Genomic DNA, 13,964 nt, shown 5'->3' with positions numbered 1-13,964 from the left:
TCCAAAAACGATGGAAACACAAAAAAGAATGGAGACAGAAACAGTATATCCAGATCGAAAAACGATGGAAACACAAAAAGGAATGACTGCAGAAAAAGCGTATCAAGGGCCAAAAATAATAAAAAGCAAAAAAAGAATGACGACAGAAACAGTGTATCGTTGTTTTATCTACGTAGCACTGATTACATTAGCAATCTCTATTATTATTCCTGTTGCATGGGTTTTCTTAGCCTCAGTGAAGCAAAACTCGGAATTTTATGGAAGCCCGTGGTCCATGCCAAAAAGCTTCTATTTTCAAAACTTCATTGATGCTTTCCAAAAGGCAAATATGGGTACCTATATGTTGAATTCAGTTATGGTAACAGCATTGGCTCTGCTTATTTTATTGATTGTAGCTTTGCCGGCAGCCTATGTTTTGGCAAGATATACTTTTAGAGGAAGTCGATTAATAAATGGTTTTTTTAAAGCTGGATTATTCATTAATGTGAACTATATTGTTGTTCCAATTTTCTTAATGTTATTGGGCGGAGATACCTTTTTACGGGGAGAACTTGGGGATGGATTTCTATTAGACAATTTATTTGTTTTAGCTGTGGTGTATGCGGCGACGGCGTTGCCATTTACCATTTACTTGTTGTCTAGTTTTTTTCAATCCCTTCCATCCACGTATGAGGAAGCGGCGTTGGTTGATGGTGCCGGATATTTTAAAACAATGATTTCAGTCATGATTCCGATAGCTCGTCCAAGTATTATTGCCGTCATTTTATTTAATTTTCTTGCCTTTTGGAACGAATACATTATTGCCTTAACATTAATCCCAGGACCGAATAAAACGTTACCTGTTGGACTAATGAACTTGATGGCAGCCCAAAAATCTGCTGCTAACTATGGTCAAATGTATGCAGGAATGGTTCTCGTCATGTTGCCAACGTTGATTTTATATATCATTGTTCAAAAAAGATTAACACAAGGGATGACCCTTGGTGGTTTAAAGGATTAAAGGAGGATTTATATGAAAAAGAAAACAGGTCGTGTTACCTTACCGAGTGAAGAAAATTTTCTTAAGGAAACAAAAGAATTGATGCAGCGCTGGGGTGCAGATGCGATTCGCGATAGTGATGGGACAAAACTGGATGATGATATTAAACAATTGGATGCGAAAATTTATACGACCTATTTTGTTGCTAGAGCTCACAATGAGTTTGCAGAGAAACATATGGATGAATGTCAGCAACTCTATTTAATGAGCTTATTCAATACGGCAATTACTGACACACTTGAAATTGATTTTATGAAAGGTTACTTTGAGGAACAATTAAAGCCGGATTACCTTAACAGTCCTAAGAAATACTGGGAGATCATCGACCGGACGACCGGAGAAGTTGTTGATGTTAATGATTGGGAAGTAAACGAAGAGAAAAATAGTGTGTTGATTACGAAGGCGATTCCTTGGCATGAATACACGGTGTCATTCCTAGTGTATGCGATTTGGGATCCAACACAAATGTACAATCATATTACAAATGATTGGGGCGATAAGCCACATGACATTCCTTTTGATGTTAGGCAGCCACACTCTAATGAATTTATGAAAACATACTTAAAACAATGGCTGGCAGAAAATCCGGATACGGATGTGGTCAGGTTCACAACATTTTTCTATCATTTTACCCTTGTATTCAATAATCTTGGAAAAGAAAAATTTGTCGATTGGTTCGGTTATGGTGCTAGTGTTTCAGTCGCTGCTTTGGAGGCTTTTGAACAAGAAAAAGGCTATCGTTTAAGACCGGAAGACATCGTTGATCAAGGCTATTACAATACTTCGTTTCGAATTCCAACTCCAGCCTTTTTAGATTATATGGATTTCGTACATAAGTTTGTTGCTGAAGAAGCAAAGAAACTTGTGGACATTGTCCATGACAGTGGCAAGGAAGCGATGATGTTCCTTGGTGATAACTGGATTGGTACGGAACCGTATGGAAAATACTTTGAAAATATCGGAATGGACGCAGTTGTAGGTAGTGTGGGCGGCGGAGCCACATTACGTATGATTGCCGATATACCACATGTTCGTTACACAGAAGGCCGATTCTTACCTTATTTCTTCCCAGATACATTTTATGAAGGTAACAATCCAGTGATTGAAGCCAATGAAAACTGGTTAACAGCGCGGAGAGCGTTACTGCGAAATCCTGTTGACCGCATCGGTTATGGTGGTTATTTAAGTTTGGCTTATCAGTTTCCAGAATTCGTATCATACATTGAAGAAGTCACCGAGGAATTTCGTGGGATTTATGACACAATTAAAGGCGTTCAACCATACAGCGGTCTTAAAGTCGCAATTTTGAACTCTTGGGGTAAGTTGAGAACTTGGCAGACACATATGGTCGCTCATGCACTATGGTATAAACAAATTTATTCTTATTTAGGTGTTTTGGAATCCTTGAGCGGGGCTGCCGTAGAGGTTTCGTTCATTAGTTTTGATGATGTCATTAATGATGGGATACCTGAGGGTGTTGATGTAATCATTAATGCTGGCGATGTGGGTACAGCTTTTTCAGGCGGGGCTCATTGGATTAATGAAAAGTTAGTCACTACAATCAGGGCCTGGGTTTATAACGGCGGAGGTTTCATAGGCATTGGCGAACCTACAGCCCATCAGCATGAAGGGCATTATTTTCAATTGGCGAACGTCTTAGGTGTTGATAAGGAACTAGGATTCAGCTTATCAACAGATAAATATTTTATCACTCCTGTCGAAAATCATTTTATTTCTGCGGATAGTACTCAATTCGATTTTGGTGAAGGGATGAAAAACATTTATGCGTTGTCAGATAAAACCGAAATAATAGAATATTCAGATGGTGAAGTGCATCTTTCTAGTCATTCGTTTGGAGAAGGCAGATCTGTCTATATAGCAGGGCTACCATACAGCGAAGAAAATACACGTTTACTGATGCGCGCGTTATACTATGCTGCTCATAAAGAAGGGGAATTCCAAACATTTCATGCTAGCAACATTTATTGTGAAGTCCATGCATATCCATCGATTCAAAAAATGGCGATTGTCAACAATTCAATGAGCGAACAAACGACGGCTGTTTACGACGGACAAGGAAACAGGAAAGAAGTTACGCTAGCACCTAGTGAAATCAGGTGGGAGGTTTTTTCAAATGAAAGCTAATGCTTTATTCATTATTAAAATTGTTGTGTTTATCGTATGCCTATCTTTGATTATCATCTACCAAAAGACAGCTGGTAAATTCGAACTGGGTATGATGTTAATTGGATTAGCTGGTCTCTTAGGGCTGCTTTATGATTACAATCGGAAATACGTATAAATCGACCAGAGGAAGTGGATGGATCAAGGAAACGCATATATATGTCAACGATAGCAATCATAGAAAATTACGCAGTTCTTCAAATACAAACTTAGGGGTGCGGACAAATGAAAAAGGCAGTCGGCATTGATATTGGAGGAACGAAGATTGCAGCGGGAGTCATTTCGGATACGGGCGTACTCCTTGAACGTGCGGAAGTAAAAAGTGATCCTTCAGATCGGGAAAAAATGTTTAGTAGAGTCGTAGAAGCTGTGGAACAAGTTCTCAGAAAATCATCGATTTCAATCGCTAACATCGAGGGCATCGGTGTTGGTGTGCCAGGAAAAGTGGATCGTGCGAAGGGGATCGCTATTTTTCAAAACAATTTACCTTGGAGACAATTTCCCATTACGTTCCGTTTACAGGAGCAATTTGGCATCGAGCGGATTACGATTGACAATGACGTCTATATGGCGGCTTTTGCCGAATGGAAAGCAGCACAGGGAAAAAAGGATGAGACCTTTGTCTACGTGACTATAAGTACGGGAATCTCTTGTTCTATCATCCATAAAGGTTCGTTTTTCAGGGGAGCAGGGTTTGCTGGGGAATTGGGTCTGATTCCAGCCCTTTCGAAGGGGACCAATAATCGATTGGAAAAAGTCGCTGCCGGGCCGGGGATCCAGAGAATAGCCGAAAGGGACTTACAGGTAGATATTATTTCAACCAAGGATGTTTTTGCTGGTTATATAAATGGGGTACAGGAATATCAGTCCATCATTAACGAGGTAACGGATTATTTAGCTCAAGGGCTCTATACGATTTCCTGTTTATTGGATCCGCACAAAATGATTTTTGGTGGCAGTGTCATTGTGAAAAATCCTTTTCTGTTGGAGTTGATTAAAGAAAAGCTAAAAATCTATCAACTTCCTGAACAACAACATCTTTTAGACCAGATGGGCATCAGTACATTGGCGCAGAATAATGGAGTTATTGGTGCAGGATTACGAGTATTTGAAGATATGTATTGAGGCACCACTGGTCTTCATTTATGGAGAAAATGATGACAAATAGGTAGAGGAGTGAACGGATATGTTTACATTAAGTCAAGAAAATTTAGTTTCGTTAGGTGCATCGATAACAACGGCGGAAATAAAACGGCAGCCAGATTTATGGGCCGAAACCTTTGCTTTATATATGGAGAAAAGCGGGGAAATTGAAGGTTTTTTTCAAAAATTATTAACGAAACACAGCCGGATTCGAGTTATTTTTACAGGCGCTGGAACGTCTGCCTATGTCGGTGATACAGTCACCCCTTATTTAAAAGAAAAGGTTGATGAGCAGCAGTGGGAAATGCTAAGTATTCCGACAACCACTTTGGTTTCAAATCCTTACCAATTTTTCAAAAAAGATTTTCCAACTGTACTCGTTTCATTTGCTAGAAGTGGGAACAGTCCCGAAAGTATTGCTGCTGTACAATTAGCTGAGCAAATAGTAACTGATTTGTATCAGGTAACGATTACTTGTGCTAAAGATGGTAAATTAGCCAAACAGGCAGTGGGGAATGAAAAGAATTTATTGCTATTGATGCCTGAAAAATCGAATGATCAAGGGTTTGCGATGACAGGAAGTTATACTTGCATGGCGTTAACGGCATTACTCGTTTTTGATTCTCTATCGAATGAAGAAAAATCAAAGATAGTGAAAATGATTCATCAAATGGGTGAAAGTGTCATTCAAAGGGAAGACGTCATCCAAGAGATGATTGATTTTGATTTTCAACGAATTATTTACTTAGGATCTGGTAGTTTAGAAGGCTTAGCAAGAGAAGCGCAATTAAAAATATTAGAGCTGACAGCTGGGAAAATCGTCACCGCGTTTGATTCACCGTTAGGATTCAGGCACGGTCCAAAATCATTTGTAAACGAAAAATCATTAGTTTTTGTGTTTGTTTCCAACCATCCTTATACACGTCAGTATGATTTAGATATGTTAAAAGAAATGCAGCAGGACAACATTGCCAGCTATATATGTGCCATCGAGGTTGATGGAGAAACCAATTATGCTGGGAACAGGTTTGCATTCGGCAAAGAGGCCCAGTCTGTACCAGATGCTTACTTAGCATTACCTTTTGTCATGATTGGGCAAACAGTATCACTGTTAGCCTCCGTGAAAGTAGGTAATACACCAGATACACCTTCACCGACAGGAACGGTGAACCGTGTCGTTAAAGGTGTTACTATCTACGAATATGAGTAACTAGGGTAGGGGAAAAATACATGTCTATTTTTATCTTTGCAGATAAGTTTTTTCTTGAGGGAAAGGTCGTAGGTCCTGGCTTTTTGGAAATAAAAGATGGAAAATTCGGTGTTTTTTCAGAAAACAGGCCAGAAGAAGCGGCAGAAATCATCGATTATGCAGGATGTTGGATTGCTCCTGGTCTAGTGGACACACATATTCATGGATTTAGAAATCATGACGTTATGGACAATAATTTTGAAGGACTGAACCAAATTTCGGTAGGGCTCCTTTCTTGCGGAGTTACATCCTTTTTACCGACAACCTTAACTTCTTCGGTAGAATTGTTGAATCATGTCGTTGAAATGATTGGTGCCAATTACACGAAGGTGCAAGGCGCAAAAATTAAAGGGATTTTTTTAGAAGGACCGTTTTTTACTGAAAAGCATAAAGGGGCACAAAACACAAAATATTTTTGTGATCCATCAGTTGATATGTTGAAAGATTGGCAGGAATTATCAAATGATTCTATTAAAAAAATTGCGATTGCACCTGAAAGAAAAGGTGCAGTGGAATTTATTGAATACGCTGCGCGAGAAGATATTGTAGTGGCATTGGCCCACGGTGATGCAACTTATGAAGAAGCAAAGCAAGCCGTTGAAAAAGGTGCATCCATTTTTGTTCATACTTTCAATGGAATGAGTCCGCTGCACCATCGTGAGCCAGGGATGGTCGGAGCAGCCATGAATCTAAAAGATGTTTTTGTCGAAATCATATGTGATGGACATCATGTTCATCCTGTCGCCTCAAATATTTTAATGAATGTCCGCGGCAGAGAGAATGTCGTTATGGTGTCCGATTGTATGATGGCCGGAGGTATGTCTGAAGGGACTTATCAACTGGGAGAATTTCCTGTGAAAGTAAAAGATGGGATGGCTCGTTTGGAAAATGGAAGTTTAGCAGGTAGCATTTTGCAATTAAAAGATGCTGTCAAAAATGTCGTCGTTTGGGGAATTGCCGCGCCTGAGGAAGCGATTTACATGGCGAGTACTGCACCAGCTAAAAGTATTCAGCTTGATAGCGAATGTGGGAAGATCGCTGAGGGATATGCTGCTGACTTTATTGTACTGACGCCAGCGATGGATTTAGCAGCTACCTATCTTGATGGTGTGTGCCGTTTTCAAGCTTAAATATTTTTCTGAAAGAGGGATTTCAAATGATTTTATCTGTCACCATGAATCCATCCGTCGATATTTCCTATTCGATTCATGAACTAAAGTTAGATGTTGTGAACCGTGTGGAAACAGTTCATAAAACTGCTGGTGGAAAGGGCTTGAATGTGGCGCGAGTGATCGCTCAAATGGAAGAAGTTGTCCTAGCGACAGGTGTGCTTGGTGGTACGATTGGCGAATACATTATTCAAGAGTTAAATAGAGGCGATATTCCAAATGACTTTTTAAAAATTAAAAAAGAATCAAGAAATTGTATTGCCATTCTTCATGAAGGGATGCAAACAGAGATTTTAGAATCGGGGCCGACATTATCCAAAGAAGAAGGGGCAACTTTTTTAGAAAAATTTGAATGTCTGCTAACAACAGCTTCACTTGTGACAATTTCGGGCAGTTTGCCGAAAGGGTTACCGAATAACTTTTATTATCAAATGTTAGAATTGTGCAATATCAATGGAATTCCAGTGATTATGGATTCGTCAGGGGAATCTTTGGAAAACGCCTTGGTGCATAAAGAAAAACCATTTGCCATCAAACCAAATGCAGCGGAATTATCTCAGCTGCTTGGCATTAACATGGGAGTAGGAATCGTTGATCTGAAGCAAGCATTACACCATGAACTATTTACTGGAATTGAGTGGATTATCGTGTCCATGGGTGGTGAAGGTGCTTTTGTCAAGCATGGCGAGGACTATTACAGAGTTACGATTCCAAAAATAGAAGTAGTCAATCCTGTTGGGTCTGGTGATGCGACAGTTGCAGGGTTAGCTGTGGCACTACATCAAAATCAAACGGTCGAGACTGTACTTAAAACGGCGATGACTACAGGAATGTTAAATACCATGGAAGCTGAAACTGGTTATATTAATGTGAATAAGTTTAAACAATATTTTGATCTCGTTAATGTTGAAAAAATAGATTGATAGAGGAGAATGTTGATGTTAGAACTAACCAAGAATAAATTGGAAGCTCTAAAACGTTTATCTGCTGAAAATGGCATAATTGGAGCATTGGCTATTGATCAACGTGGTTCATTGAAAAAAATGATTGCGTCTGGCGGTGCAAGTCATGTTGGAGATGAGGGCATTATCCGTTTCAAAGAATTGGTTTCTGAGGAATTAACACCATTTGCAACAGCGATTCTTTTGGATCCGGAATACGGACTGCCAGCGGCAAAGGTCCGAGATAAAGAATCCGGCTTAATAGTAGCGTATGAAAAAACTGGATACGATGCGTCAGAAGTAGGACGGTTACCGGATTTATTATCGGAATGGTCAGTGAAACGATTAAAGGCAGCAGGTGCCGATGCTATTAAATTCTTACTCTACTATGATTTCGATGAAGATGAAAAAATTAATAACTATAAGCATGTCTATATGGAACGTATCGGATCAGAGTGTGCTGCTGAAGACATTCCATTTTTCTTGGAGATTGTTACTTATGATGCTGAAAATGATGATGCAAAAAGTAAAGCGTACGCAAAAATAAAACCACACAAAGTGATTGAGGCCATGAAGGAGTTCTCGAAACCTCAATATCAAGTAGATGTTTTAAAAGTAGAAGTTCCGGTGGATATGAACTTTGTGGAAGGGTATACGGCAGGCGAATTCGTATACAGAAAAGAAGAAGCTGCTTCTTTTTTCAAAGAACAAAGTGAAGTAACTGAACTGCCGTTTATCTTCCTAAGTGCAGGTGTAAGTGCTAAATTATTCCAAGAAACATTAAAATTTGCTAAAGAATCCGGTTCTACCTTTAACGGAGTGTTATGTGGTCGGGCAACCTGGAAAGATGGTGTGGCACCTTTTGCTATAAGCGGCGAACAAGCAGGTCGTGATTGGTTAAAAGATACTGGTAAAAGGAATGCTGAAGAACTGAATCTCGTGTTGAAAGAGACAGCCAACTCATGGTTCGCTAAAGTAAAACAAACAGCGGAGCTTCAAAGTTAGTACAATATCTTTTCTTCTATATGTCCTTCATTGCTTTATATCTTGAAGAAATATTTACATCTAAACGGAATGAAGAAAAATGAGCAGACATTCGCCTGCTCATTTTTTAGTGTGTCCAGCATGGTCTTAAACTCTAGGATGCAAGTCTAGAGCAGTCAAGGCGATAGCAACCATAGCTCAAGATGTGTGGGGTGACATTTTATTTCTAAAGAAATGATAAGTACTAATTGCCGTGTACAATCAAATCGATTGAATTTTTGTGAGATGTAACCAAAAAGGAAGTGTACCTAAAAAAGGTAACAATGACCTTATTTTGTAAGCGCTTTTAAAAAGACAATATACCTAAAAAAAGAAACAATATCTTTATTGTGTAGGTACTTTAAAAAAACTATCCTAAACATAAGTGAAAACGATACCTTTCAGGTTTTGGTATATTTAAAAATTAATGTGCAGGTATCGTCTTTAACTAAAATTTAAAATTCAAAGGAGGAGAAGAATTGGAAAATAAGCATTTCAAGAGAGCTTTTAATACCCTTCTTGCACTTATGCTAATTGTGCCAACATTTTTAGTGAGTATGATTGTGCCATTACATGTAGGGGCAAATACGTCTAATCCATGGGTTACAATTTCATCTGGAGGAAACGAAATCAATGCACTAGTAGAACAAAATGGGAAGTCATACGCAAGGCTAGGAGCAGGTGCTGGAAACGATAATGGGGCTAAAGCTGCAATTTTTCAAGAGCAGAATAAAGTCGCTAAAGAATCAGGAACGATGGAATATAGCTTTATTCCAGAAACCAAGGGAGAAGATACTAGATTTGGTTTCTATCCTCATTATATTGACAATAATAATTTCGTTTTTGTAGGCTACGACTCACTTGGATGGTTCTATGAATACAAATATCAAGGGAAAGGTGACTGGTTAAAAACTAGACCTAATGTTCCACTTCCAGAGGCTGGGACTTCACATTCTATTAAAATTAATTATAATAAAACGACTTTGAATATTACATTAGATGGAAAAGATTTATTTGGACCGGTTACTTTATCTAATGATGTAAATAACCTTCTTACAGGTAAGGAAGCGATTAAACTTGGTGCTTATGGAGATAAAAATAGTCAAGTACTCATTGAATTAGGAAATACGCCTGGGGATGGAGGCACAGATCCGGGAAATGAAAAGCTTGTCGACATTACGGATAATAAATTGGAAGAAGGCGACTTGAAAATTATCTCAGGTGACGGAAATGTAACATATAATGAAGATGGTTCAGCAACTTTCCGTGTTACATCTACCCAAAAAAATCGAATTGTCTACAACCAAATGAAAGCGATTAAAAATGGTGTTTTTGAAGCGGACGTTACTACTAATACCGACAAGATGAATCGTTTTGGATTAATCTATCGTGTTCAAAATCCATCTACATACACATATGTGGGAACAGGGGATACGAACGATCAGTATTTTGGAGAAACTTTTGGTCCTATAAACAATTGGACGGCGATGACTTCAAATGTGCCGTTAAAAGCAAAACAAACGTATAATTTACGTTTAGTATTCATGGACGATGTTGCGACGTTATACATTGATGGTAAAAAGGTAGATTCTTGGACTTTAACAGGTGGTGTAGATCAAGCGGGCTTACTAGGGTTTGAAAAAAGCCGAGGTGCTGCCGATATTACGATTTCAAATGTCAAAATAAAGGAATATAGTGCACCAAAACCTCCAGATACTCCACCAGTAGAAGATACATTAAAGTCAAAGTATATGGACGTCACAATTGACCAAGTATTCCCACGGATTGTGAAATACAAAGTTGGCGATAAAGTAATGAGTGGACAGGAAGCTCCTGTTTACGGATTGAAAGTAAATGGCGGACTATACTATCCTAAAGTAAACTTTGAAAAGTTAAACGATAGTGAAGCGCTATATACATTAAAAGTTGTGGATGAAATGAAAAACCTTGATGCTGTATTTAAAGTATCTTTGAAGGTGAATGATAATAAGGTTGTTTATAGTTTCGATGAAATTAAGAATAATGGTAGTGCCAAAATCGAGACAGTTGAGTTTGCTGATATGAACTTTATTTCGGTAAATTCGGAGCAAAAAGGTGCAAAAGCTAAATTAACGAATATTAGTACAGATGTTAGGAAAACAGGTGATGTAGATGTAAAGGTAGATTCTTCTATGGAGGAAATAGGTACATCTACTAAAAATTATACAGCATTCTTGTCAACTGACGAATTGAGTGCAGGTGTATGGTCTAGTTCAGAAGTGGACGGCTATAAAAACTTAGTTGCTAATCGATATGTAAATAAAAATGGTGCCAAAGTAATGGGAATAGGTTCTAGTGCACTTTATTACCAAAGAGATTTTATGCCAGAACCACAAAAGAATAAACCAACTATTAAAATAGCTATTGCTAAAGATTTGAATAATGATAATAAGGCAGATTGGCAGGATGCGGCGATTGCATACCGTGATATTATGCAAGACATTAAAGGATACCAAGATGTAAACAATAATGTTGGCATGCGTATTGCAATGAATTTCGGATCACAAGCACAACAACCATTCTTAAAAACATCAGATAATGTGAAAAAGGTTGCTCTTGCTACAGATGAATTGGGGCAAGCTGTAATATTAAAAGGATATGCAAACGAAGGGCATGATAGTGGTCATCCAGATTATGGTGATGTGGGTGAACGTATGGGTGGCGTTAAAGATTTAAATACGCTTATTAAAGAGGGGCGTAAGTATAATACCCAATTTGGTGTCCATATAAATGCTCAAGAAACTTATCCTGAAGCGAAAGCTTTCAATAATGATTTTATTGATCGTCCAAGTTCTTTAGGATGGGGATGGTTAGATCAATCTTATACAATTAATAAATTAAAAGATTTGTATTCTGGATCGCGTGCGAAAAGACTAGATGAATTGAAAACTGCTGCTCCTGATCTTGACTTTATTTATTTGGATGTATGGTATCAAAATCAGTGGGAATCAAATAGAATAGCAGATCAATTTAAAGATAGAGGTTGGAGATTAACAACGGAATTTGGTGGTTCTATGGCCAATTATTCAACGTGGCAACATTGGGCTACTGATAAAAACTACGGTGGACCGGAAAGTAAAGGTATCAACTCAGAAGTACTGCGCTTTATTAGTAATCACCAAAGAGATTCTTGGGTGTTGAATTGGCCTGAAGTAGGCGGAACTGCTGACCATCCATTACTTGGTGGATTTGAATTAGCTGGTTTTGAAGGGTGGCAATCTGATAAGAATTTCGATAACTTTATTCGCATGACATTTGATACTAATTTACCTACTAAATTCCTACAAAAATACTATGTAACGAACTGGACAGATGTAGAAGGTGATAAAAGCAAGACAAACTTAGAAAAGGAAATAAAATTGAAGGACCCAAGTAATGGGGATGTTGTCGATGTAACTAGAAAAGACAATGCTAGGGAACGTGTTATTAAACTGAATGGAAATGTAATACTTGATGGAAAGGCTTATTTAATTCCTTGGGTGAAACAAGACTTTAAAAATCCAACTTCTGATTCTGAAAAGCTGTATCACTGGAATTTGGAAGGTGGTACAACTACTTGGACACTTCCAGATGAATATAAAGGTGCCTCTACTGTTTATGTATACAAATTGACAGATCGCGGTAGAACAGATGTGAAAGAAGTCAAAGTCGTAAATAATAAGGTAACTTTGACAGCTAGTGCGGCAACGCCTTATGTTGTTGTACCAAAAAAAGATAAGGGCTTGGAAATTCTTGACTATGATTGGAGCAAGGGTGCTCATATATATGACGCGGGATTCAATACAGGAAAAGTAAGTGCATATACAACTATTGAGGGTGATAACAAAGCTGTAAGCGTCGTCAGAACGAATCAAACTGGCAGCAACCGTAATTTAAGTAGTGGAGATTACTACTTGAATATTGATAGTCCATCAAAAGATACAACTGTTTCCCGTGTCCTTACTGGTTTGGAACCTGGTAAAGATTATGTAGCAGAGGTATATGTTGAAAACAATAGTGACGTAAAGGCTGGAATTACAGTAACAGGTGGGAAAGAAGATGCTAGTAATTACACACTTCGCAGCCTGCAAAAGAACTATGTTAAGGCAGATTCACATGCCACAAATGATGGATACAATAGCAAAATGCAAATCATGCAAGTGAGCTTTACAGCTGTAACTAATAAAGCTAAATTAACTCTCAGCCGTGATTCTGGAAAAGGAAACACAAAATTTGATGATGTTCGGATCGTTCAAAAGTCATTAAAAAATAATGTCTCACCGACGGAATTTAAACAAGATTTTGAAACGGTGGTACAAGGCATTTACCCATTTGTTATTGGTAATACAGAAGGTGTAGAAGACAACAGAATTCATTTGTCTGAATTGCATGCTCCATATACGCAAAAAGGATGGGCAGGCAAAAAATTAGTCGATGATGTATTAGGTGGAAATTGGTCCGTTAAAGTGAACACTGGAAACAAAGGTTTGCTGTATCGTACCATTCCTCAAAATTATCGTTTCGAATCAGGAGTAACATATAAAGTATCATTTGATTATCAAACAACAGCAAACGCATATCGCTTTATTTCAGGGGATCAAGAAATTGATGTTCGAGACATCGCAAGTGCAAAGGGACTAAGTGTGAATAACACTCTTAATGCATCGACCGACACAAAAACAGTAGAGTTTACGGTGACAGGTTCTGAGAACGGCCAAACTTATGTAGGAATCTTTAGTGATGGAACTAGTTTAAACGGAGATACTGGAGCAGGTACATTTATTTTAGATAATCTACGTATTGAAAAGCTGGCTTCAGGAGCAGAGGCTCATTAAGTTTTGAGGTAAAGAGCCTGATTCAAGTTGAAGGTTGTTTCATAGATAGAGTAACATCATAAAATAAAGGCCTATCTCTAAGGAGATAGGCCTTATTGTGTTCATTGAACCACCGGAAACTTCTCTTGAAAATCTTTTCCTTTCGTATGTTTTTTAGTGGATTTTTACAAATGAAAAGCAAGATGTCTAAAAAACACGACAAGATGTTTATTGTGGAAGTGTTTTTACATACGTATACTTTAATAAAATAGCTTACAAAATGAGCGGGCGACCGAGGTATGTTACTAGTTTATTGGGAGAAAGAGATTCTTACATGAGGGTGGAGGGCAACTCGTACGGTTGTCCATAAAATTATAAAAGATG

9 protein-coding genes are annotated in these 13,964 nt (G+C 38.2%); all 9 read left to right on the top strand.

Annotation, left to right across the window (positions count from 1 at the left end):
• Positions 1–10 precede the first annotated feature (10 nt).
• Entirely contained in the window at positions 11–1,000 is a 990-nt protein-coding gene (locus tag EUC40_RS16760) for a carbohydrate ABC transporter permease (RefSeq protein WP_187130317.1), read from the top strand.
• 12 nt (positions 1,001–1,012) lie between these two features.
• Positions 1,013–3,184, top strand: a complete 2,172-nt coding sequence (gnpA, locus tag EUC40_RS16755; protein WP_156576048.1) for a 1,3-beta-galactosyl-N-acetylhexosamine phosphorylase — start codon at positions 1,013–1,015, stop codon at positions 3,182–3,184.
• A complete protein-coding gene (locus EUC40_RS27015) occupies positions 3,174–3,341 on the top strand; it encodes a DUF6903 family protein (RefSeq protein ID WP_167520157.1) in 168 nt (55 codons plus the stop codon). The genes gnpA and EUC40_RS27015 overlap by 11 nt, the downstream gene beginning before the upstream one ends.
• 107 nt (positions 3,342–3,448) lie before the next feature.
• On the top strand, positions 3,449–4,348 hold the full coding sequence (locus EUC40_RS16750) for an ROK family protein (RefSeq protein WP_156576047.1): 900 nt from the start codon (positions 3,449–3,451) through the stop codon (positions 4,346–4,348).
• A 61-nt stretch (positions 4,349–4,409) separates the two neighbouring features.
• The gene (locus EUC40_RS16745; RefSeq protein ID WP_156576046.1) at positions 4,410–5,576 is read left to right on the top strand and encodes an SIS domain-containing protein; all 1,167 of its coding nucleotides are present in this window, start codon (positions 4,410–4,412) and stop codon (positions 5,574–5,576) included.
• Positions 5,577–5,596: 20 nt separating this feature from the next.
• The gene (gene nagA, locus EUC40_RS16740) at positions 5,597–6,745 is read left to right on the top strand and encodes an N-acetylglucosamine-6-phosphate deacetylase (protein ID WP_156576045.1); all 1,149 of its coding nucleotides are present in this window, start codon (positions 5,597–5,599) and stop codon (positions 6,743–6,745) included.
• A 26-nt stretch (positions 6,746–6,771) separates the two neighbouring features.
• Positions 6,772–7,707 carry a tagatose-6-phosphate kinase gene (lacC, locus tag EUC40_RS16735; protein ID WP_156576044.1) on the top strand — a complete coding sequence of 312 codons (936 nt, stop codon included), beginning with the start codon at positions 6,772–6,774 and terminating at the stop codon, positions 7,705–7,707.
• Positions 7,708–7,722: 15 nt separating this feature from the next.
• Complete coding sequence (gene lacD / locus EUC40_RS16730) at positions 7,723–8,730, top strand: tagatose-bisphosphate aldolase (RefSeq protein ID WP_098224467.1); 1,008 nt, start codon at positions 7,723–7,725, stop codon at positions 8,728–8,730.
• 497 nt (positions 8,731–9,227) lie between these two features.
• The gene (locus EUC40_RS16725; protein ID WP_156576043.1) at positions 9,228–13,601 is read left to right on the top strand and encodes an endo-alpha-N-acetylgalactosaminidase family protein; all 4,374 of its coding nucleotides are present in this window, start codon (positions 9,228–9,230) and stop codon (positions 13,599–13,601) included.
• Positions 13,602–13,964 lie beyond the last annotated feature (363 nt).

The sequence above is a fragment of the Bacillus luti genome (genome assembly GCF_009739945.1).
Classification (GTDB): Bacteria; Bacillota; Bacilli; order Bacillales; family Bacillaceae_G; genus Bacillus_A; species Bacillus_A luti.
This window is presented reverse-complemented; position numbering and strand designations above follow the sequence as displayed.